21 protein-coding genes and 1 pseudogene are annotated in these 22,362 nt (G+C 52.8%); 12 read left to right on the forward strand and 10 right to left on the reverse strand.

Annotated features, from left to right (window positions below; genetic code table 11):
• Positions 1-50: 50 nt before the first annotated feature.
• Together mobB and mobA are read right to left on the reverse strand one after the other, a co-directional pair.
• Positions 51-590 (reverse strand): molybdopterin-guanine dinucleotide biosynthesis protein MobB, encoded by a 540-nt coding sequence (mobB, locus tag CSE01S_RS20185; protein ID WP_042292398.1) that lies wholly within the window; start codon positions 588-590, stop codon positions 51-53.
• The gene (gene mobA, locus CSE01S_RS20190; protein ID WP_072015041.1) at positions 572-1,156 is read right to left on the reverse strand and encodes a molybdenum cofactor guanylyltransferase MobA; all 585 of its coding nucleotides are present in this window, start codon (positions 1,154-1,156) and stop codon (positions 572-574) included. Before mobA ends, mobB begins: the two co-directional genes overlap by 19 nt.
• A 69-nt stretch (positions 1,157-1,225) precedes the next feature.
• On the opposite strand from mobA, the gene CSE01S_RS20195 reads away from it, so the two are divergent.
• The 3 genes from CSE01S_RS20195 (at position 1,226) to dsbA (ending at position 3,196) form a co-directional block, all read left to right on the forward strand.
• The gene (locus CSE01S_RS20195) at positions 1,226-1,495 is read left to right on the forward strand and encodes a YihD family protein (RefSeq protein WP_012133952.1); all 270 of its coding nucleotides are present in this window, start codon (positions 1,226-1,228) and stop codon (positions 1,493-1,495) included.
• 76 nt (positions 1,496-1,571) lie between these two features.
• Positions 1,572-2,558, forward strand: coding sequence for a serine/threonine protein kinase (locus CSE01S_RS20200; RefSeq protein ID WP_042292406.1), 987 nt, complete (start codon positions 1,572-1,574; stop codon positions 2,556-2,558).
• Between the two features lie 14 nt (positions 2,559-2,572).
• Positions 2,573-3,196 (forward strand): thiol:disulfide interchange protein DsbA, encoded by a 624-nt coding sequence (gene dsbA / locus CSE01S_RS20205; protein WP_042292408.1) that lies wholly within the window; start codon positions 2,573-2,575, stop codon positions 3,194-3,196.
• A gap of 12 nt (positions 3,197-3,208) precedes the next feature.
• Here the strand turns inward: dsbA and yihG are convergent, their stop codons facing one another.
• Positions 3,209-4,144: a 1-acylglycerol-3-phosphate O-acyltransferase, YihG family gene (gene yihG / locus CSE01S_RS20210; protein ID WP_042292410.1), complete on the reverse strand. Its 936-nt coding sequence runs from the start codon at positions 4,142-4,144 to the stop codon at positions 3,209-3,211.
• A gap of 363 nt (positions 4,145-4,507) precedes the next feature.
• On the opposite strand from yihG, the gene polA reads away from it, so the two are divergent.
• Complete coding sequence (gene polA / locus CSE01S_RS20215; RefSeq protein ID WP_042292412.1) at positions 4,508-7,294, forward strand: DNA polymerase I; 2,787 nt, start codon at positions 4,508-4,510, stop codon at positions 7,292-7,294.
• A gap of 166 nt (positions 7,295-7,460) precedes the next feature.
• The gene (spfP, locus tag CSE01S_RS23640) at positions 7,461-7,508 is read left to right on the forward strand and encodes a small protein SpfP (RefSeq protein WP_071892919.1); all 48 of its coding nucleotides are present in this window, start codon (positions 7,461-7,463) and stop codon (positions 7,506-7,508) included.
• 119 nt (positions 7,509-7,627) lie between these two features.
• Here spfP and yihA read toward each other — a convergent pair whose 3' ends face one another.
• The gene (gene yihA / locus CSE01S_RS20220; protein ID WP_042292415.1) at positions 7,628-8,260 is read right to left on the reverse strand and encodes a ribosome biogenesis GTP-binding protein YihA/YsxC; all 633 of its coding nucleotides are present in this window, start codon (positions 8,258-8,260) and stop codon (positions 7,628-7,630) included.
• A gap of 212 nt (positions 8,261-8,472) precedes the next feature.
• On the opposite strand from yihA, the pseudogene CSE01S_RS23565 reads away from it, so the two are divergent.
• The 3 genes and pseudogenes from CSE01S_RS23565 (at position 8,473) to hemN (ending at position 10,908) form a co-directional block, all read left to right on the forward strand.
• A pseudogene (locus tag CSE01S_RS23565) lies at positions 8,473-8,725 on the forward strand (hypothetical protein).
• 112 nt (positions 8,726-8,837) lie between these two features.
• The gene (yihI, locus tag CSE01S_RS20230) at positions 8,838-9,347 is read left to right on the forward strand and encodes a Der GTPase-activating protein YihI (protein ID WP_042292418.1); all 510 of its coding nucleotides are present in this window, start codon (positions 8,838-8,840) and stop codon (positions 9,345-9,347) included.
• A gap of 187 nt (positions 9,348-9,534) precedes the next feature.
• Entirely contained in the window at positions 9,535-10,908 is a 1,374-nt protein-coding gene (gene hemN / locus CSE01S_RS20235) for an oxygen-independent coproporphyrinogen III oxidase (RefSeq protein ID WP_042292421.1), read from the forward strand.
• A 52-nt stretch (positions 10,909-10,960) separates the two neighbouring features.
• Here hemN and CSE01S_RS23195 read toward each other — a convergent pair whose 3' ends face one another.
• The 4 genes from CSE01S_RS23195 to glnA form a co-directional block, all read right to left on the reverse strand.
• Positions 10,961-11,071 carry a YshB family small membrane protein gene (locus tag CSE01S_RS23195; protein WP_090050632.1) on the reverse strand — a complete coding sequence of 37 codons (111 nt, stop codon included), beginning with the start codon at positions 11,069-11,071 and terminating at the stop codon, positions 10,961-10,963.
• 112 nt (positions 11,072-11,183) lie between these two features.
• The gene (gene glnG, locus CSE01S_RS20240; RefSeq protein WP_042292676.1) at positions 11,184-12,593 is read right to left on the reverse strand and encodes a nitrogen regulation protein NR(I); all 1,410 of its coding nucleotides are present in this window, start codon (positions 12,591-12,593) and stop codon (positions 11,184-11,186) included.
• A 10-nt stretch (positions 12,594-12,603) separates the two neighbouring features.
• On the reverse strand, positions 12,604-13,653 hold the full coding sequence (glnL, locus tag CSE01S_RS20245; RefSeq protein WP_042292424.1) for a nitrogen regulation protein NR(II): 1,050 nt from the start codon (positions 13,651-13,653) through the stop codon (positions 12,604-12,606).
• 213 nt (positions 13,654-13,866) lie between these two features.
• Positions 13,867-15,276, reverse strand: coding sequence for a glutamate--ammonia ligase (gene glnA, locus CSE01S_RS20250; RefSeq protein ID WP_042292427.1), 1,410 nt, complete (start codon positions 15,274-15,276; stop codon positions 13,867-13,869).
• Between the two features lie 377 nt (positions 15,277-15,653).
• On the opposite strand from glnA, the gene typA reads away from it, so the two are divergent.
• Positions 15,654-17,477, forward strand: a complete 1,824-nt coding sequence (gene typA, locus CSE01S_RS20255; RefSeq protein ID WP_042292429.1) for a ribosome-dependent GTPase TypA — start codon at positions 15,654-15,656, stop codon at positions 17,475-17,477.
• A 117-nt stretch (positions 17,478-17,594) separates the two neighbouring features.
• On the opposite strand, the gene CSE01S_RS20260 is transcribed toward typA, so the two are convergent.
• Positions 17,595-18,383, reverse strand: coding sequence for a DeoR/GlpR family DNA-binding transcription regulator (locus tag CSE01S_RS20260; RefSeq protein WP_042292431.1), 789 nt, complete (start codon positions 18,381-18,383; stop codon positions 17,595-17,597).
• A 38-nt stretch (positions 18,384-18,421) separates the two neighbouring features.
• Positions 18,422-19,318, reverse strand: a complete 897-nt coding sequence (locus CSE01S_RS20265; RefSeq protein ID WP_042292434.1) for a sugar kinase — start codon at positions 19,316-19,318, stop codon at positions 18,422-18,424.
• Positions 19,319-19,489: 171 nt separating this feature from the next.
• Between CSE01S_RS20265 and yihU the strand changes: the two genes are divergently transcribed.
• The 3 genes from yihU to CSE01S_RS20280 are packed head-to-tail and all read left to right on the forward strand — an operon-like array spanning position 19,490 to position 22,337.
• Positions 19,490-20,380, forward strand: a complete 891-nt coding sequence (gene yihU, locus CSE01S_RS20270; protein WP_042292436.1) for a sulfolactaldehyde 3-reductase — start codon at positions 19,490-19,492, stop codon at positions 20,378-20,380.
• A gap of 26 nt (positions 20,381-20,406) precedes the next feature.
• Positions 20,407-21,294, forward strand: coding sequence for an aldolase (locus CSE01S_RS20275; RefSeq protein WP_042292440.1), 888 nt, complete (start codon positions 20,407-20,409; stop codon positions 21,292-21,294).
• A gap of 32 nt (positions 21,295-21,326) precedes the next feature.
• Positions 21,327-22,337: a zinc-dependent alcohol dehydrogenase gene (locus CSE01S_RS20280; protein WP_042292678.1), complete on the forward strand. Its 1,011-nt coding sequence runs from the start codon at positions 21,327-21,329 to the stop codon at positions 22,335-22,337.
• The last annotated feature ends 25 nt before the right edge of the window (positions 22,338-22,362 follow it).

Consider the following 22,362-nt stretch of genomic DNA (forward strand, 5'->3'; position numbering starts at 1 on the left):
TACAGGCCATCTCAGCGCAACGCCATCCGGCACGGGATGGCGGCTTTGCTTTATTCGGGCGACGGCGAGGAATTCCCCTTCAGCCAGTCCAAAATAAAGGTGGCGATCTGCGGTATATCATTTATATCCAGAACGGGTACGCTCACGTCAAGCGGCACATCACTGGCAATCGCAATGACATGCTCGTCTACAGCCAGTTCATCCACCCCGTGACCGCATTCCTGGCGGAATAATAGGATCTTCGCCACTGTTTCATGCTTGAACCCTTCTACCAGCACCAGGTCCAGCTTAGAAGCATCCATCTGATTTGCCAGATACGCTAAATCCAACTCTGCTTCTTCTGGCGTTTCAGTCATTAGAGCCCAACGCTGCTGGCTGGCGACCAGGGTTTGCATGGCTCCTGCTTTACGCAGTTCATAACTGTCTTTGCCTGGCTTATCCACGTCCATATTATGATGGGTATGCTTGATCAAACCCGGACGGACGCCGCTGGCGCAAAGCGCTGGAATCAGCTTTTTTAACAGCGTGGTTTTTCCGGTTCCACTCCATGCAGCTATCGCCAGTAAAGGGATTATGGTTTGTCCTGCCATCTGGCAAGTTCCTCAAGTGTATTCACGTTTACGAAAGCTTCTTTGCAATCGCTGAAATCAACGGCATGTCCGCCTGCCTGGCGCATAAAAACCATTACCCGGCGCTCACCAGAGCACAAATACTGCTGCAAAAATGGCTGAACCGAGCGATTTACCAGCGCGATGGTAGGATGATCCCGCTCGCCATCGTGAACCCATACCACTGGCGCATTGTGTCGCTGATGTCGCAAGCGAGCGACCAAATCATCAGGAATAAACGGCGTGTCGCACGGGCAAAACAGAAACCAGTTGCCTTCCGCCTGCTGAAAAACGGAAAGCATACCGGCGAGCGGACCGGGGTAATCCTCCAGTGAATCGGTGATAACCTTCAGCCCACCGGCGCGATAGCGATCAAGATGGCGGTTTGCGTTCACCATCACACTATCCAGTTGCGATAAGAGCGTATCGGCAACGTGTTTCCACAGCGGCTTCCCTTGTAGTTCAAGTAACCCCTTATCTATTCCGCCCATTCGCCTGGCTTTTCCGCCCGCCAGCACAACCCCTGTTATTGCACTATCCTCATTCACTGATATCGCCTCTTTTATTGTGGGATTGACCCTGCTAACGTGTCTGTCTCAAGAGTAAGGAGCACTACCATGAAATGTAAACGTCTGAATGAAGTTATTGAACTCCTCCAGCCTGCCTGGCAAAAGGAGCCAGACCTGAACCTGCTGCAATTTTTGCAGAAACTGGCCAAAGAGTCAGGTTTTGACGGCGAGCTGGCGGATTTAACTGACGACATTCTGATCTATCACCTGAAAATGCGCGACTCTGCCAAAGACGCCGTTATTCCCGGGATTCAGAAAGACTACGAGGAAGATTTCAAAACGGCGCTGCTGCGCGCACGCGGCGTAATTAAAGAGTAAAAGCTTGTAAGCGGCGCAACCGAAACCGTCATGAAATGATATCCTGAATCATTCAAAGCATTTTCCGGATGATGGGATGAACGATAACGCTTTTACTTTCCAGACATTACACCCGGATACCATCATGGATGCGCTGTTTGAACAGGGGATCCGGGTGGATTCCGGACTGACCCCGCTGAACAGCTACGAAAACCGCGTCTATCAGTTTCAGGATGAAGATCGCCAGCGTTTTGTTGTGAAATTCTATCGCCCTGAGCGCTGGTCCGTTGGACAGATCCTGGAAGAGCATCATTTTGCGCAGGAACTGGTGAATGATGATGTCCCGGTGGCCGCACCGCTGGCCTTTGATGGCCAGACGCTGTTGCATCATCAGGGATTCCACTTCGCCATCTTCCCGAGCGTAGGCGGCCGACAGTTTGAAGCGGATAATATCGATCAGATGGAGTCAGTTGGCCGCTATCTTGGGCGTATGCACCGTACCGGACGACGTCAGCCTTTTACGTTCCGCCCCACCATCGGTCTGGAAGAATACCTCACTGAACCGCGCAAACTGTTTGAGCATGCCGTACTTATTCCCTCCGGACAGAAGACGGCCTTCCTGAAAGCGACCGATGCGCTGATCGCAGCGGTGACGGATCGCTGGCATACATCGTTTGACATGCTGCGACTACACGGCGACTGTCATGCCGGGAACATTCTCTGGCGCGATGGACCCCTGTTTGTGGATTTAGATGATTCCCGTAACGGTCCGGCTATACAGGATCTCTGGATGCTTCTGAATGGAGACAAAGCGGAACAGCGCATGCAGCTGGAAGCGATTATCGAAGCGTATGAAGAATTTAGTGAATTTAATCCGGCTGAAATCGGGCTAATAGAGCCTTTACGCGCGATGCGTTTAGTTTATTATCTGGCCTGGCTGATGCGTCGTTGGGACGATCCTGCCTTTCCTAAGAATTTCCCGTGGTTAACCGGGGAAGATTACTGGCAGCGTCAGACCGCGACGTTCATCGAGCAGACTAAAATCCTGCACGAACCCCCATTACAATTAACACCTATGTATTAATCGGAGACGCAATCATGAAAAAGATTTGGCTGGCGCTGGCTGGTATGGTTTTAGCTTTTAGCGCATCGGCAGCGCAATTCCAGGATGGCAAGCAGTACTCCACACTGGAAAAGCCCGTTGCCGGTGAGCCGCAGGTGCTGGAATTCTTCTCTTTTTATTGCCCACACTGCTACCAGTTCGAAGAAGTGCTTCATGTTTCTGATAACGTGAAGAAAAAACTGCCGGAAGGCGTCAAAATGACCAAATACCACGTCGAATTCCTCGGCCCGTTGGGTAAAGATCTGACCCAGGCGTGGGCCGTAGCGATGGCGCTGGGTGTGGAAGATAAAGTAACCGTGCCGATGTTCGAAGCGGTACAGAAAAACCAGACAGTACAAAGCGTAGCGGATATTCGTAAAGTGTTCGTTGATGCTGGCGTTAAGGGTGAAGACTACGACGCGGCGTGGAACAGCTTTGTGGTGAAATCACTGGTCGCACAGCAGGAAAAAGCGGCGGCCGACCTGGAACTGAGTGGCGTTCCGGCGATGTTTGTTAACGGCAAATATCAGGTGAATCCGCAGGGGATGGACACCAGCAGCATGGATATCTTTGTACAGCAGTACGCAGATACCGTGAAATATCTGGTCAGCAAAAAATAATAATAAAGCCGGTCACTGACCGGCTTTATTATTTTCAGCTTTTATTGCCTCTATTTGGGCGTCTTTTTCACTCCACAGCGTATTCAGCCAGCGCTGGAAATGGCGCTTAAAGTCTTTATCGTTAACGTAGTCCCCGTGCAGTTGCCGGGTAACGGGCTGCATATCCACGCGAACCACAATGCGCGTCAGCTTACCTCTCAACATGTCGTAGAAGGGCGTCTGGTCATTGTCCGGGTAGCACAATGTGACATTAAGCAATTTGTCGAACTGGGCGCCCAGCACGTTTAGCGCCATTGCGATCCCCGCGGCTTTAGGCGCCAGCAGATTCTTATACGGTGAACGGGTTTGCTGGCGCTTTTCTTCAGTAAAGCGGGAACCTTCGACAAAATTTACGATGGTTGTCGGATGCGCACGAAATTTCTCGCACGAGCGGCGGGTCGTTTCCACGTCTTTACCGCGCCGCTCCGGGTGGCGCAGCAAATAAGCGCGCGAATAGCGCTTCATAAACGGCATATCCAGTGCCCAGCAGGCGAGGCCAATAAAAGGTACCCATGCTAACTGCTGCTTGAGAAAGTACTTATTCATGGGAATGTGTTTACGAAAGAGTACGCAAAGTACCACGATATCTGCCCAGCTATGGTGATTACAAACCAGCAGATACCAGTTTTTCTTGCTCAGCCCTTCCAGACCTTCCACATCCCATTTCAGCCAGGGATTTAGATGTAGCAGCAGCGCCAGCCCTTCGCACCAGCAGTACATCATAAAATTACAAAACAGGGAGACCCTGCGCCAAACGCTGGGGACGGGGAGCAGAAGCTTTACGATCCCGGCAACGATGATCGGCACAGAGCAGATAATAGTGACTAAAATGGTCAGTACGATGCTCAGCAATAACGTCAGCGAAGCGAGCAATCTCGTCATCAATAATGTATTCAAAGGATTAGCCATAAACAGTGCGCTTAAATGCGCAAGGTGGCTGATTTTATCAGAAAACGATCCAAATGACGGTTCTTCGCTGATTCAAAAAAGACAGCTTATCTATCCACATTTCATATTTCACTGAAAAGGTGAGGAAAATTCCTGGTTAATTTTATAACTTATTGAAAATAATATGTAAAATGAGTTATCGCAAAAATATGCATTTGAAATTAAATCGAAGAAAACTAATTATGCACAAAGTTATCCACAGATAATGTTGCGAGCGATCCCGAAGATCGACAAAAGAATTCCTACAAATGCGGCGAAAAACTGATGTTTTCATCCCGTCTGTGGCATCCTTTACCCATAATCTGATAAACAGGCACGGACATTATGGTTCAGATCCCAGAAAACCCACTTATCCTTGTAGATGGCTCCTCTTATCTTTATCGCGCATACCATGCGTTCCCGCCGCTGACCAACAGCGCGGGGGAGCCGACAGGCGCGATGTATGGCGTCCTCAACATGCTGCGCAGCCTGATCCTGCAGTATCAGCCAACGCATGCCGCAGTGGTGTTTGATGCTAAAGGCAAAACCTTCCGTGACGAGTTATTCGAGCATTACAAATCGCATCGCCCACCGATGCCGGATGACCTGCGTGCGCAAATCGAGCCGCTGCACGCGATGGTGAAAGCGATGGGCCTGCCATTACTGGCTGTATCGGGCGTGGAAGCGGACGATGTGATCGGCACCCTCGCGCGCGAGGCCGAGAAGGTGGGCCGTCCGGTGCTGATCAGTACCGGTGATAAAGATATGGCGCAGCTGGTTACGCCCAATATTACGCTGATCAACACCATGACCAACACGATTCTGGGCCCGGAGGAAGTGGTCAATAAATATGGCGTACCGCCAGAGCTTATCATCGACTTTCTGGCGCTGATGGGCGATTCCTCGGACAACATACCGGGCGTACCGGGGGTCGGCGAGAAGACCGCCCAGGCGCTGCTCCAGGGGCTGGGAGGACTTGATACTCTCTATGCCGAGCCGGAGAAAATCGCCGGACTGACCTTTCGCGGGGCGAAAACGATGGCGGGTAAACTTGAGCAAAATAAAGAAGTTGCTTATCTCTCTTACCAGCTGGCAACCATTAAAACCGACGTCGAACTGGAACTGACCTGTGAACAACTGGCTGTACAGCAGCCGATTGCCGATGAGCTGCTGGGCCTGTTCCGCAAATACGAGTTCAAACGCTGGACCGCCGATGTCGAGGCTGGAAAATGGCTGCAAGCGAAGGGCGCGAAGCCTGCGGCTAAACCGCAAGAGACGATTGTGATTGATGAAGCCTCTGACGTGCCTGCCGCCGCGCTCTCTTATGACAACTACGTCACCATCCTTGATGAAGCGACGCTGAAAACGTGGATCGCGAAGTTGAAAAAAGCGCCAGTGTTCGCTTTTGATACTGAAACGGACAGCCTTGATAACCTCACCGCCAACCTGGTGGGACTGTCGTTTGCTATTGAACCCGGCGTGGCGGCGTATGTTCCGGTTGCGCATGATTATCTGGATGCGCCGGATCAGATCGCCCGTGACCGCGCGCTGGAACTGCTCAAGCCGCTGCTGGAAGACGAAAATGTCCGCAAGGTTGGGCAAAACCTGAAATACGATCGCGGCATTCTGGCGAACTATGGCATAGAACTGCGCGGCATTGCCTTTGATACCATGCTGGAGTCCTACATCCTGAACAGCGTGGCCGGACGTCACGATATGGACAGTCTCTCCGATCGCTGGCTGAAACACAAAACCATCACCTTCGAAGAGATTGCTGGCAAAGGCAAAAATCAGCTGACCTTTAACCAGATTGCCCTGGAAGAGGCGGGACGCTACGCGGCAGAAGATGCGGACGTCACGTTACAACTGCATCTGAAAATGTGGCCAGAACTTCAGCAGCATAAAGGACCGCTGAACGTTTTCGAAAACATCGAAATGCCGCTGGTGCCGGTGCTTTCCCGCGTTGAGCGCAACGGTGTGATGATCGACCCGGCGGTTCTGCACAAGCATTCAGAAGAGATTACGCTGCGTCTGGCGGAGCTGGAGCAGAAAGCGCACGACATCGCAGGAGAAGCGTTTAATCTTTCTTCAACCAAACAACTGCAAACCATCCTGTTTGAAAAACAGGGGATCAAGCCGTTGAAGAAAACCCCAGGAGGCGCGCCGTCAACGTCGGAAGAGGTGCTGGAAGAGCTGGCGCTGGATTACCCACTGCCGAAGGTGATACTGGAGTATCGTGGTCTGGCGAAGCTGAAATCGACCTACACTGACAAACTGCCGTTAATGATTAACCCGAAAACCGGGCGCGTACATACGTCGTATCATCAGGCCGTCACCGCAACCGGGCGTTTATCGTCCACCGACCCGAACCTGCAAAATATTCCGGTACGTAACGAAGAAGGACGTCGTATCCGTCAGGCGTTCATCCCGCCGAAGGACTACGTTATTGTGTCTGCCGACTATTCGCAGATTGAACTGCGCATTATGGCGCATCTGTCGCGTGACAAAGGGCTGCTGACCGCGTTTGCAGAAGGCAAAGATATCCACCGCGCCACCGCGGCGGAAGTGTTTGGCCTGCCGTTGGACACCGTGACGAATGAACAGCGTCGCAGCGCGAAAGCGATCAACTTTGGCCTGATCTACGGCATGAGCGCCTTTGGTCTGGCGCGCCAGCTCAACATTCCGCGCAAGGAAGCGCAGAAGTATATGGATCTCTACTTCGAGCGTTATCCTGGCGTTCTGGAGTATATGGAGCGTACGCGTGCCCAGGCGAAAGAGCAGGGCTACGTTGAAACGCTGGAGGGCCGCCGTCTCTATCTGCCGGATATTAAGTCCAGCAACGGCGCGCGCCGCGCAGGTGCTGAGCGTGCGGCGATCAACGCCCCGATGCAGGGCACCGCCGCCGATATCATCAAACGTGCGATGATTGCCGTTGATGCCTGGCTGGAAAGCGAGCAGCCGCGCGTTCGTATGATCATGCAGGTGCACGATGAACTGGTGTTCGAAGTGCATAAAGACGACCTGGATGCCGTGTCGAAGCAGATCCACCAATTGATGGAAAACTGTACGCGCATTGACGTACCGTTGCTGGTGGAAGTCGGTAGCGGTGAAAACTGGGATCAGGCGCACTAAGAGGACGCGGAATAACTCACCTTTTTCGTAAGTAAGCAACATAAGCAGAAGCATTTTGTGATGAGTATTGGAATTCCTTATGTAAAGAATGAAAAAAAATTACAAAAAGTGCTTTCTGAGCTGCTTAAAAAAGAGTAAAGTTATTCGCGTAGGGTACAGAGGTAAGATGTTCTATCTTTCAGACCTTTTACTTCACGTAATCGGATTTGGCTGAATATTTTAGCCGCCCCAGTCAGTTTCTGACTGGGGCGTTTTTTATTGCGTTCTTTCTGCTATAAAGATGAGTCCGTAGGCCGGATAAGGCATTGACGCCGCTATCCGGCATGACGAAACTTACGCTTCGTCCTGTACGTCTTCTACCGGCGCCAAATCGCTAAACCAACTGTCCAGTTTCTGCCGCAACTTATCCACGCCCTGTTTCTTCAGCGACGAAAACGCTTCAACCTGTACATCGCCATTAAAAGCCAGCACTGCTTCGCGTACTTTATTTAACTGCGCCTTACGCGCGCCGCTTGCCAGTTTGTCCGCTTTGGTCAGCAGAACCAGTACCTGGATATTGCTTTCAACCGCCCATTGAATCATTTGCTGATCGAGATCTTTCAGCGGATGGCGAATGTCCATTAGCACAACCAGACCCTGCAGGCTCTGACGTTTTTCAAGATACTCACCCAGCGCACGCTGCCATTTACGCTTCATTTCCTCTGGTACTTCGGCGTAGCCATAGCCAGGCAGGTCAACGAGGCGTTTACCGTCGACCACTTCAAACAGGTTAATAAGCTGGGTACGGCCAGGCGTTTTTGAGGTCCGCGCCAGGCTTTTCTGATTGGTCAGCGTATTCAGCGCACTGGATTTGCCTGCGTTAGAACGGCCAGCAAAAGCCACTTCAATTCCGGTGTCGGAAGGTAAATGGCGAATATCAGGCGCACTCATCACAAAATGCGTCTGTTGATAATTCAAGTTAATCAAAGCGGTCGTCTCCGTCAGTCAAAGCTTTGCGGCGATTATACCTGAACGGCAGCAAAAGACGGATTTTTCGGCGCGCGACGTCTGTAAGCAAAAACCCTGTGCTTTGTGAGACATTGCCGACAATTCTTATACGAAATTTAGGCATAATTGCAGGGCTGAAAATCAATTAAATTAGCTAAATCAATCTATTAACGTTGTGTAATAATCTGAAAATGTCTGTATTACACGCCCGATGGCTTGTCTGTTTTCGTCAAAAGAGTAGAGTATTACTTATAGCGAGGACGCTGGAAGGATAAACGACTCAGGATGAGGGTCAGGAGCGCCAGGAGGCGAAGACACAGGATTGTCAGGAAGACAGACGTCCGGAGACGTTGAGATTACGGAAATGGAAAAGACACGGAACGTTCCAGGCTGAAGGAAAAACAGGGTGCGTTGAGAGCCGACACGGAATGTAGAACCCGTTAAGGGTTGTGAGTCAGGTTAAAAGGCGACAGAGCAATCTGTCGCCTTTTTTCTTTATTTCTGCTAGATTCCGGCGCAAATGTATACTGAATAAAACAGCCAAAGACGAATCACTATGAAATCCACATCTACACCACGCGGCAAAGGGCCTGCAAAGGCGCGCCGTAAAACCCGCGAAGAGCTGAATCAGGAAGCTCGCGACCGCAAGCGCCAGAAAAAACACCGTGGTCACGCGGCGGGTAGTCGTGCGACGGGTGGCGACGCGGCGACGGGCGCAAAAAACCAGAAAAAAGCAAAAGATCCACGTATTGGCAGTAAAACCCCCATTCCATTGGGCGTGACGGAAAAAGTCACCAAACAGCACAAACCGAAGAGCGAGAAACCTATGCTTTCACCGCAGGCTGAGTTGGATTTACTGGAAACGGATGAGCGCCTGGATGCGCTGTTAGAACGTCTGGAAGCTGGCGAAACCCTGAGCGCCGAAGATCAGAGCTGGGTGGATGCCAAACTGGATCGCATCGACGAACTGATGCAGAAGCTGGGCCTCTCCTACGATGATGACGAAGAAGAGGAAGAAGACGAGCAGCAGGAAGATATGATGCGCCTGCTTCGCGGGGGTAACTGACGGTTTACACCGTGGGCCTTCCCGTCCTGCTTATAACCCTTCCGGTTATATGTTATCTGGTGTGGTTATTCGTTAAACTACAACGGTTGTCGCGGCGACAAAAGTGGCTGCGCAACCGGCTTATCACTCGCAATGGAGTGAGGCCGGTACGCCGTACCCGCCAGAGACGCCATCGGAAGGAGTGAGCATGTCTGAACAACAAATAGACTGGGATCTGGCCCTGATCCAGAAATATAACTATTCCGGGCCACGATATACCTCGTACCCGACCGCGCTCGAGTTTTCTGAAGCGTTTGATGAGCAGGCATTCTTGCAGGCCGTTGCGCGTTATCCTGAGCGTCCGCTCTCGCTGTACGTCCACATTCCGTTTTGCCACAAACTCTGTTACTTCTGCGGTTGCAATAAGATTGTCACCCGCCAGCAGCACAAAGCCGATCAGTATCTGGATGCCCTGGAACAGGAAATTCTGCGCCGCGCGCCCTTGTTTGCTGGTCGGCAGGTTAGCCAGCTGCACTGGGGCGGCGGTACGCCAACCTATCTGAATAAAGCGCAAATCAGCCGCTTAATGATCCTGCTGCGCGATAATTTCCATTTCAACGCCGATGCGGAAATCTCGATCGAAGTTGATCCGCGCGAAATTGAACTGGATGTGCTCGATCATTTACGTGCGGAAGGCTTTAACCGTCTGAGCATGGGGGTGCAGGACTTCAATAAAGAGGTGCAGCGTCTGGTCAACCGCGAACAGGACGAAGAGTTTATCTTTGCGCTGCTTCACCATGCCCGTGAAATCGGTTTTACCTCCACCAATATTGACCTGATTTATGGTTTGCCGAAACAAACGCCGGAAAGCTTCGCTTTTACTCTGAAGCGGGTGGCGGAACTGAATCCGGATCGGCTGAGCGTCTTTAACTACGCGCATCTGCCGACGCTGTTTGCCGCCCAGCGTAAGATTAAAGACGCGGATCTGCCGAGTGCTCAGCAGAAGCTGGATATTCTCCAGCAGACCATCGCCTCGCTGACAGAGAGCGGCTATCAGTTCATTGGCATGGATCACTTTGCCCGTCCGGACGATGAGCTGGCGATTGCCCAGCGTGAAGGTGTTTTGCATCGTAATTTCCAGGGCTACACCACCCAGGGCGATACTGACCTGTTGGGGATGGGCGTTTCCGCCATCAGTATGATTGGCGACTGCTATGCGCAGAACCAGAAAGAGCTTAAGCACTATTATCAGCACGTGGATGAACAGGGAAATGCGCTGTGGCGCGGCATAGCCCTGACGCGTGACGACTGTATTCGTCGTGATGTCATCAAGTCGCTGATTTGCAATTTCCGTCTCGACTATTCTGCCGTTGAACAGCAATGGGATCTCAATGTCGCCGACTACTTCGCGGAAGATCTGAAACTGCTGGCGCCGTTGGCGAAAGATGGGCTGGTGGATGTGAATGCGAAAGGGATTCAGGTGACAGCGAAAGGCCGTTTGCTGATTCGCAACATTTGCATGTGCTTCGATGCTTATCTGCGTCAGAAAGCGCGGATGCAGCAATTCTCGCGGGTGATCTAAGCCGAACAGTAAAGAGTTAGCCGGATAAGCGTAAGCGTTATCCGGCACTCCGTTAGCTGAACAGCCCAACCAGCGCCGCGCACAGTACTGCGGCGACCGCAGTTTGTGGCGTGTGGCTGTCGACCGCTCCGCTTGATAGCAGATTTATAATCGATTCCAGCATAATGTCTCCCCCGTTTGCCGGGCACGATCATACTCAACTCATCGGAACAGTAAAGCGCAAAATAACGGCAATTTGCGCTCAATTATTAATCTTTACACGCGCGCGCCGACGCTTACTCCATTCCCAGCTCTTTTAACTTCCGCGTCAGGGTATTTCGACCCCAGCCGAGCAGTCGCGCGGCTTCCTGCTTATGCCCCTGGGTGTGGCGTAACGCAGTTGTCAGCAGGGTGCGCTCCATTTCCGGCTGCGCTTCAGATAGCAGGTTTTGATGACCGGAACGCAGCGCCCGATCCGCCCACTGCGCCAGCAGGGTCGCCCAACTGTCTGGCTGCAAGTGGGAAGGGCTGTCTGGCACTGTCGCTTCAAACAGCTCGCCTGGCAGGTCCTGGATCAACACCTCCTGACCGGCCGCCATCACCGTTAACCAACGGCAGGTATTTTCCAGTTGTCGAACGTTGCCCGGCCACGCCAGACGCGTCAGCGCGGCTTCGGTTTCCGGGTGCAGCAGTTTAGCCTCAACGCCAAGTTCACGCGCCGCGACCTGAAGGAAGTGGCGGGCGAGTCGTGGAATGTCCTCCCGCCGTTCGCGCAGCGGCGGCAAATGAACGCGTATCACGTTCAAACGGTGGAACAGGTCTTCACGAAATTTGCCTTCCTGTACCCGCTGTTCGAGGTTCTGGTGCGTGGCGGCGATAATTCGCACATCCACCTTCACCGGCGCATAGCCGCCTACGCGGTAAAACTGACCGTCAGCCAGCACGCGCAGCAAGCGTGTCTGCACATCCAGCGGCATATCGCCGATCTCATCAAGAAATAGCGTACCGCCATCGGCCTGCTCAAAGCGACCCTGACGAATGGTGTTCGCGCCGGTAAACGCCCCTTTTTCATGACCAAACAGCTCGGATTCAATCAGGTCCTTTGGGATCGCCGCCATGTTCAGCGCGATAAACGGCGCTTTCGCCCGTGGGCTATGGCGATGCAGCGCGTGGGCGACCAGTTCTTTACCGGTCCCGGACTCACCATTAATCAGCACGCTGATAGAAGAACGGGACAGCCGCCCGATAATGCGGAACACGTCCTGCATGGCGGGCGCTTCGCCGATGATATCGGTGGTGGGGCCGTTGATCTGAATATTGCGCGGCTGCTGCTGTTCCTGATAATGGCTGATGGCGCGCTCAACCAGCGCGACGGCCTCGTCGATATCAAACGGTTTTGGCAGGTAATCAAACGCGCCCTGCTGATAGGCGCTGACGGCGGCATCCAGATCAGAATGCGCGGTCATTATGATGACCGGAAGCATTGGATGGCGCTGCTTGATCTGCTTTAACAACGCCAGCCCGTCCATGCCAGGCATCCGAATGTCGGACAACAATACGTCCGGCGTTTTACTCGCCAGTGCGTTCAGTACATCGTTACCGTTTTCAAATGTGGTGCAACTCAGACCCGCCCCAGCGAGAGCACGTTCAAGCACCCAACGGATGGAACTATCGTCATCGACTACCCAGACTATTCCTCGTTGCATAAACGTCACCTTATTTCCTGATAGGCAGATAAACCGAAAACTCGGTGTGCCCTGGCCAACTGGTAAATTCAATTTTGCCGGAATGTTGATCGATCAAATTGCGGGCGATGGATAAGCCCAGCCCGGTGCCGCCTTCGCGACCGCTGACCATCGGATAAAACAACGTGTCCTGTAAATGGGAAGGGATCCCCGGCCCGTTGTCTTCCACGTCAATACGCGCCGCCAGACGGTAGCGCTCGCCGTGCAGCGTAAGCTGGAAGGCGGTACGGGTGCGCAGCACGATCTCTCCGCCCTCCGGTCCCAGCGCCTGTAATGCGTTGCGAACAATATTCAACAGCACCTGTTCTATCTGCTCCGGGTCGTGCGGCAACTCCGGCAGGCTGGGGTCGTAATCGCGGATCAGCGTGACGTTATCCGGTAGCTCCATCGACACCAGCGCTACCACACGCTCCGCCACCTTATGAATACTCTCTGTGACATGGGTGCCTGGCATCTGCGGGCCTAACAACCGGTCGACCAGGTTACGCAGCCTGTCGGCCTGCTCAATGATCACTTTGGTGTATTCCAGCAGCGCCGGGTCAGGCAGGGCTTTACTCAACAGTTGCGCCGCGCCGCGTAAGCCGCCGAGCGGGTTTTTTATCTCATGGGCCAGCCCACGTACCAGATCGCGTGCGGCGACCTGCTGAGCGTGCTGAAGCTGCTCCTGGCTCAGACGGCGCTGATTATCCATCGGCGCCATCTCCAGTAAAATCTGGCCGTCCGGCATACGCTGCGCGGTGACGGAAAGAATATGCGAACGCCCGTCAATCACCAGCGTCACTTCGTTATCCGTAAAACCTTGTCCCGCCTCTAAACTCTCACGCATGAGTTCAAGATTTAAGGAGAAGTAGCTCAGGAGTTCAGGAAGCGGCGTACCAAACAGTTTGCGTGAGCTTTGAGCGAGCAACTGCTGAGCAGCCGGGTTGGCGTAGTGTACCGCCAGCTCATCGTCGACCAGCAAGATGCTGTTGATAAGCGAATTGAGGATCTGCCCAGCATCGGGCGGCGTGCCTGTTGCCATACAGCAGTCTCCTGACAGTCTGCACCATTTTAGTGCATTATAGCTTTTACGCAGAAAAAGCGCGAAGGATCAGGTTGTTGGCGGAGAAAAAAGCCCATCAGATGATGGGCTACAGATTGCTGACAACCTTCACGCCAAATGGCGGCGATGAGGGTCGACATCAGTCTTAAACCTGCCGGAGCAGGCAAAAGTTTCCACGGCAACTTAAAACGATTAAACGCTGTAGTACAGCTCAAACTCTACCGGGTGCGGCGTCATGCGTACGCGGTCGTTTTCTTCGCGGCGCAGGGCGATGTAGGCATCGATAGCTTCATCGGTAAAGACGCCACCCGCTTTCAGGAACTCGCGGTCCAGATCCAGCTCGTTGAGGGCTTCTTCCAGAGAACCAGCAACCTGCGGGATCTCTTTCGCTTCTTCCGGCGGCAGGTCGTACAGGTTTTTGTCCATCGCTTCGCCTGGGTGGATCTTGTTCTTGATACCGTCAAGACCCGCCATCAGCAGGGCGGCAAAGCACAGGTACGGGTTCGCCGCCGGGTCCGGGAAGCGCACTTCGATACGACGCGCTTTCGGAGAAGCCACTACCGGGATACGGATAGATGCGGAACGGTTACGCGCGGAATAGGCCAGCATGACTGGCGCTTCGTAGCCCGGAACCAGACGCTTGTAGGAGTTGGTGGTCGGGTTCGCCAGCGCGTTGATCGCTTTCGCGTGTTTGATCACGCCGCCGATGTAGTACAGCGCCTGCTCGGACAGACCGGCATACTTGTCGCCAGAGAACAGGTTGGTGCCGTTTTTCGACAGCGACATGTGGCAGTGCATCCCGGAACCGTTATCACCGAACATCGGTTTTGGCATAAAGGTCGCGGTTTTACCGAAGCGGTGCGCAACGTTGTGAACCACATATTTGTAAATCTGAATTTCGTCCGCTTTTTTGGTCATGGTATTGAAGCGGGTTGCCACTTCGTTCTGACCTGCGGTTGCCACTTCATGGTGGTGCGCTTCAACGACCAGACCCATCTGCTCCATCACCAGGCACATTTCAGAACGGATATCCTGAGCGGAGTCTACTGGCGGGACCGGGAAGTAACCGCCTTTCACTGCCGGACGGTGGCCTTTGTTGCCGCCTTCATACTGGGTGGCAGAGTTCCAGGCGCCTTCGATATCGTCAATAGCGACATGGGAACCGGAGATAGAGCTGCCGAAACGGATGTCGTCAAACAGGAAGAATTCCGGTTCTGGCCCGAACAGCACCGTGTCGGCGATGCCGGTAGAACGCAGGTAGTCTTCCGCGCGCTTGGCGATAGAACGCGGATCGCGGTCATAGCCCTGCAGCGTACCCGGTTCCAGGATGTCACAACGAATGATCAAGGTAGAGTCTGCGAAGAACGGGTCGATAACCGCAGTAGAGGCGTCCGGCATCAGCACCATGTCAGATTCGTTGATACCTTTCCAGCCACCAATCGAGGAGCCGTCAAACATTTTGCCTTCTTCAAAGAATTCGGCATTCACCTGATGAGCAGGGATTGTGACGTGCTGTTCTTTACCTTTGGTATCAGTGAAGCGCAGATCGACAAACTTCACTTCGTGCTCATTCAGCATCGTCAAAACGTGTTCAGCGGACATACTTAACTCTCCAGATTGGTCATGGTCGTCGTGGAAACGAGGTGTTCAATTCTTTCATCATTTGGCCGTGTCGCCGTAAAAATGATAAAGCGAAATCTGTGCCAACTTTTAAATTGCCCCTAAAAGGCGTTATCATGCGCACCATCGTGCAAAAGGGCTGCACCATACTGCGTATGTTGCACCAAAATAGTGCTTTAATGTGAACATTAAGCACCATGTTGGTGCAATGCACAATGAATAACCCTTTTAACGCTCCGTGAAAGCGATCACAAAGAAACTCTGCAATACTTGTTTGCGGAGGATGTTTGTGATCCTGTTTTGTAGTGCGATTAATCCGTGTACAATAACGCGCTATTTCTAATGCCTGAGGCAAAGTTGTGATCGAAAATTTGCGTAACATCGCCATCATCGCGCACGTTGACCATGGTAAAACTACCCTGGTTGATAAGCTGCTGCAGCAATCCGGTACGTTCGACTCTCGTGCCGAAACTCAAGAGCGTGTGATGGACTCCAACGATTTGGAGAAAGAGCGTGGGATTACTATCCTCGCGAAAAACACCGCTATTAAATGGAATGATTACCGTATCAACATCGTTGATACCCCTGGGCACGCAGACTTCGGTGGTGAAGTTGAGCGTGTCATGTCCATGGTCGACTCCGTGCTGCTGGTGGTTGACGCATTTGACGGCCCGATGCCGCAGACGCGCTTCGTGACCAAAAAAGCCTTTGCTCATGGCCTGAAGCCTATCGTGGTTATCAACAAAGTTGACCGTCCTGGCGCGCGTCCGGACTGGGTTGTCGATCAGGTATTCGACCTGTTTGTAAACCTTGACGCGACCGACGAACAGCTGGACTTCCCGATCATTTACGCATCCGCCCTGAACGGTATCGCTGGTCTGGATCACGAAGATATGGCGGAAGACATGACTCCGCTGTACCAGGCGATCGTTGACCACGTACCTGCGCCGGACGTTGACCTTGACGGTCCGTTCCAGATGCAGATCTCCCAGCTCGACTACAACAACTACGTTGGCGTTATCGGCATTGGCCGTATCAAACGCGGCAAAGTGAAGCCGAACCAGCAGATCACTATCATTGATAGCGAAGGTAAAACCCGTAACGGTAAAGTCGGTAAAGTGCTGACTCACCTGGGTCTGGAGCGTATCGACAGCGATCTGGCGGAAGCAGGCGACATCATTGCTATCACCGGTCTGGGTGAGCTGAACATCTCTGACACCATTTGCGATCCGCAGAATGTGGAAGCGCTGCCTGCGCTGTCTGTTGACGAACCGACTGTCACCATGTTCTTCAACGTCAACACCTCGCCATTCTGTGGTAAAGAAGGTAAATACGTTACCTCTCGTCAGATCCTTGACCGCCTGAACAAAGAACTGGTACACAACGTTGCGCTGCGCGTTGAAGAAACCGAAGATGCGGACGCGTTCCGTGTATCCGGTCGCGGTGAACTGCACCTGTCCGTTCTTATCGAAAACATGCGTCGTGAAGGTTTCGAAATGGCGGTTTCCCGTCCGAAAGTTATCTTCCGTGAAATCGATGGCCGTAAACAAGAGCCGTTCGAGAACGTGACGCTGGACGTTGAAGAACAGCACCAGGGTTCCGTGATGCAGGCGCTGGGCGAGCGTAAAGGCGACCTGAAAAACATGAATCCGGATGGCAAAGGCCGCGTGCGTCTCGACTACGTGATCCCAAGCCGTGGCCTGATCGGCTTCCGTTCCGAATTCATGACCATGACGTCCGGTACCGGTCTGCTGTACTCCACCTTCAGCCACTACGACGACGTGCGTCCGGGTGAAGTGGGCCAGCGTAACAACGGCGTACTGATCTCCAACGGTCAGGGTAAGGCGGTGGCGTTTGCGCTGTTCGGTCTGCAGGATCGCGGTAAGCTGTTCCTGGGACACGGTGCGGAAGTTTATGAAGGCCAAATCATCGGTATTCACAGCCGCTCCAACGACCTGACGGTAAACTGCCTGACCGGTAAGAAACTGACCAACATGCGTGCGTCCGGTACGGACGAAGCAACGGTTCTGGTTCCGCCGGTTAAGATGACCCTGGAGCAGGCGCTGGAATTCATCGATGACGACGAACTGGTAGAAGTGACGCCACAGTCTATCCGTATTCGTAAGCGTCATCTGACGGAAAACGATCGCCGTCGCGCGATGCGCGGTCCGAAAGAAGAGTAATCCCGCCAAATGCCTGCTAGCGCATCGGGCGTGTAATGGGTAAACCGGGCATCGTCCGGCAAGCAAAAATGAAAAAAAGCCGCTGAAATTCAGCGGCTTTTTTTTATCTCTGTAAAATCAGGCATCATCCTGTTCGGCAATGACCAGCTCAACGTTCTCTTCATTGAGCAGATGCTTGAAAGTATTTGGCGGTGGGGCATCTGTAAAAAAAGCCCGCACGTGGCGTGCATTACCGATAGACACTGCGGCAGATGCGGTGAATTTAGTATGATCGGCAACCAGCAAGGTATTTCGCGCATGCTTGATCATCGTCTTCGCCACAAGGGCTTCATTAACATCAAATTCCAGCAGTGTTCCGTCCTGTTCGATAGCCCCGATACTGGTAATCAGGTAGTCGGCTCTGAATCCAGCAATAAAATTCTCAGCACCCGGCCCCACAATCCCGCCATTATGCGCGCGTAATGTCCCACCGGGCACCATCACTTCAATATCCTGGTTTTTATACAGGATTTGCGCCACCCGCAGGCTGTTTGTAATGATGCGAAGATCACGGCGATGGAGCAAGGCGCGGGCAACGGCTTCTACCGTCGTACCAATAGTGATAAATACGGTGCAACGTTCCGGAAGATAGTCTGCAACGGCTTCTGCAATCGCTCGCTTTTCCTGTGTCAGTGAGAGTTCCCGTTGTTCAAAAGCCGTATTCATGATGCTGGAAACCCGTCCTGCCCCACCATGATGGCGAGTGATGAGCCCTTGCTCACTTAGCTTACGAATATCCCGGCGCACGGTTTGCGTGGACACATCCAGCAACTGTGCTAACTCTTCGATATTCATATAGCCGCGTTCTGCAATGTAATGAATAAGCTGATCGTGTCGTGGGTTCCCGGTGACTTCAGTGATGCTCATGAATACTCCTGTACGTCTCTTCGTCGATGCAGGCTATTTTACGCATAAAGTGACAAAAATGATTCGGTTTGCTCACGATTAGGAATTCCGGCCCGTCCACCCGCCTGTGTACATTTCATTGCGGCGACCGCACTGGCGAAGCGAATAGCCTGTTCAGTCGGCATTTTTTCCGCCAATGCTACTGCCATTGCGCCATGAAACACGTCCCCAGCGCCAGTCGTGTCGACAACCTTGACAGAAAAGGCGGGAAGATGACACAAACGCTCATTTTCAATCCATAACGATCCTTCATTACCCTGTGTGACATAGACTTTGCCGTCGGTATGTTTCGCCGCGTGTTTCAGCCCTTGTTCGGCATCTTCCCGTCCGGTCATTCGCTTCAGTCCAGGCGCAGAAAATACGGCATGATCGGCGAGAGCGACCAGTGGGGCGATGTCTTGCGGCGTCATATCCGCATCCAGGACGGTCATGACGCCCGCTGCACGAGCCAGAGTAAAAGCTTTTAACGTTCCCTCATGCCAGCGAACATCAGCCAGAACAATGTCGTAACGTGTGAAATCGATCGATTCCAGCCATTGCGCATCGGTTTTCAGGTCAGGGCTCGGATAGTTCACGATGATCCGCTCGCCATCTTGATCAACCAGAATGGCTGACTGCGAAGAACGGGCATTCGGGTACTGACGGCAATATGTGGTATTTACTCCCCAACCCTGAAGCTCATTAAGTAACGTACTCCCACAACTATCGTCACCCACTCGCCCGATAAAATCCACTTCAACGCCGAGCCTGGCAATAGCTACCGCCGCCGTGGCTGCCGGGCCGCCTCCGGTCTCCATATAGTGATTTGACTGATATTTCCCTCCACCCTCAGGCAGGTGATTAAGAGAGTAAATCCGATCCTGAACGGTGATCCCAACGCATGCGATTCTGGTCATATCTGTTTAGTCCTGTGTAAGGCTGTCGTCTTTTGTTTATTTTAATGACATAAATGATCAAATTGGTGACGCTAGTCTCGTTTTTCATCATAAATTACAAATATGCTCAAAAATAGACGAAAAAGAACTTTATGTGTAATTATTTTGCCAACCAGAGACTGGAGAGCGTTCATGACAACTATCGCATTTTTAGGGTTGGGGCAGATGGGTAGCCCAATGGCCAGCAATCTCTTACAGAAAGGACATACCTTACGTGTGTTTGACCTGAATCCGCAGGCTGTGGAGGAGGCGGTGAAAAAAGGGGCCATTGCGGCGCAAACGCCAGCTGACGCCGCCAAAGATGCTGCTGTTGTGATCACCATGCTGCCAAATGGCGACGTCGTTCGGCAAGTTCTGTTTGGGGAAGAGGGAGTATGCGAATCCCTGTCTGATGATGCGCTGGTCATTGATATGTCCACTATTCACCCATTGCAGACCGATGCGCTGATTCACGAGATGAAAGAGAGGGGCATCAGCATGATGGATGCACCTGTTGGCAGGACATCCGTTAACGCCATTGACGGCACACTGTTAATTCTGGCTGGTGGTACACCTGAGCAGGTCGAACGCGCGCGCCCCATTCTACTGTGTATGGGTAATGAACTGGTAGAGGCGGGTGGCCCAGGCATGGGGATCCGCGTGAAGCTTATCAATAACTACATGAGCATTGCATTGAATGCCTTATCAGCAGAGGCCGCTGTCCTTTGTGAGTCTCTGGGGCTAAGCCTCGATGTGGCAATTAAGGTGATGAGTGGTACCGCCGCAGGCAAAGGACATTTTACTACCACATGGCCGGGGAAAGTACTGAAAGGAGACCTTAGTCCGGCATTTATGGTGGATCTTGCGTTGAAGGATCTGCGTATCGCAGTTGATGTCGCTCATCAGACAGGTGCGCCGCTCAATATGGGCGTAGCAGCAGAAACCTACTATGCCAGTGCCAGCGAAAACGGCAGGGGTCGTCAGGACTGGAGCGCATTGTTATCTCAGGTTCGTCAGCAGGCGGGCCGCCCGGACTCACTTTAAGGCTATAAACATTCACAGGAGTTACTATGTCTTCCCATAACACCCCATACACGCTGAAAGATATTTCCCGCCCCGGTGGTGGATTCGCCATGCTGGCGGTTGATCAGCGTGAAGCGATGCGCCTGATGTTTGCAGCAGCCGGACATCCCACACCCGTTGCCGATAGCGTATTGACGGACTTTAAGGTTGCGGCAACGCGCATCCTGTCTCCTTATGCTTCCGCTGTTCTCGCTGATAAACAATTCTGCCTCGATCAAATTGTTGCGCAGGGGGCTGTAGCGGATACATGTGGCCTGATCGTAGCGGCTGACCATTTCGTACCGGGCAATGGTATACCGGTTGATAGTGTTGAAATTGATACCGCTGTTGACCCCGAACAGGCTCGTAAAATGGGCGCAAAAGCAATGAAGCTGCTGGTACTTTGGCGTGAAGACGAACCTGCGCAAGCGCGTCTTGATATGGTGAATGAATTCGTACAGCGCTGCCGCAGCGCTGGTCTGGTCAGCATTATTGAACCCGTCGTGCGTCCACCGCGTCGTGGCTGGGAGTTTGATAGGGAAAACGCCATTGTGGCTGCTGCGGCTGAGTTAGGCGGCACCGGCGCCGATCTCTACAAAGCAGAGATGCCATTAGGCGGCAAAGGGGACGAACAGATGCTTCTGGCGGCGTGTCAAAAACTGAACGATCAAATGAAAATGCCATGGGTCATTCTCTCCTCTGGTGTTGATGCGGATATATTTGGCCGCGCAGTTCGTATTGCAATTAAAGGTGGCGCGAGCGGATTCCTTGCAGGGCGTGCCGTATGGGCTTCGGTCATCGGCGCCCAGGATCCTCAAACTATGTTGCGTGATGTATCTGTTCCACGGTTACAACGTTTAGCGGAGATCGTGGATGAAGGGATGACTCAACGCTAATCACCAGTTCATAACGAATTTGGAGAATGATTATGGATAAAATTACTCAGGTTTTGTTTTCTGATATTGGGAAAGTCACTACCCAATATGTCGAAGCGCCACACCAGCAGCTTAATCCCCATGAAGTCCGCATTGCCCCGGTGTTCTATGGTATTTGTGGGTCAGACCTGCATGTCCTGAAAGGGGGGCATCCGTTCGCAAAACCGCCTGTTGTGCCGGGGCACGAAATTGCGGCACGCGTAACGGAAGTCGGAAGTGAAGTGACGAACGTGAAACCGGGCGATCATGTCGTAGTCGATCCGATTATGGCTTGCATGGAATGCCGTGCCTGTAAAGCGGGTCGTTTCAATCTCTGTGAACCCCCGCAGGTCGCGGGTTTTCGTGCACCAGGTTTTGCACGCTCGCAGCATATTGTTCCGGCCCGAAATTGCCATGTCGCCCCTGCCTCTCTGCCCCTGAAAGTTCTGGCCTTCGCTGAACCCGCAGCCTGTGCCCGTCATTGCGTCAATCGTATGCCTGAAGCCTCGCTGGAGAGCGTATTAGTGATTGGTGCAGGCACAATCGGGCTTTCCATTGTTCAGGCTCTGCGCATCATGGGGGCCGGGAAAATCACCGTCATTGAACCGGATGCGGCTAAACGTGCGCTTGCACAAAAACTGGGGGCAGCAGAAGTCTGGGCTCCAGGTGAGCTTGACCCACAGGTTCGTTTCACCGGGGCGATCGATGTGGTTGCCGCGCAGACCACCCTGAATGATGCCTGTACGCGTGTTTATGCGGGTGGAACGGTCGTCTGCATGGGCGTACCAAGTGGTCCTCGTGAGATTCCTTTGCCGATGATGCAGCGTTTCGAACGCGATCTGCTCAATTCCGGTATGTACATCCCGGAAGATTTTGATGTCGTGATTGAGTGGCTTGCGGATGGTCGCTTTGATACCCGTGAACTGGTGACGGATCTGTTCCCGGTTGGCGAGGCTGCCAAAGCATTTGAACGTGCGCAGCAAAATGACTCAATAAAAGTCATGCTGCAATTTGCTGAAGATTAATACCTTAAGCCTCTGTCTGGCGCTG

Source organism: Citrobacter sedlakii NBRC 105722 (genome assembly GCF_000759835.1).
GTDB lineage: Bacteria > Pseudomonadota > Gammaproteobacteria > Enterobacterales > Enterobacteriaceae > Citrobacter_A > Citrobacter_A sedlakii.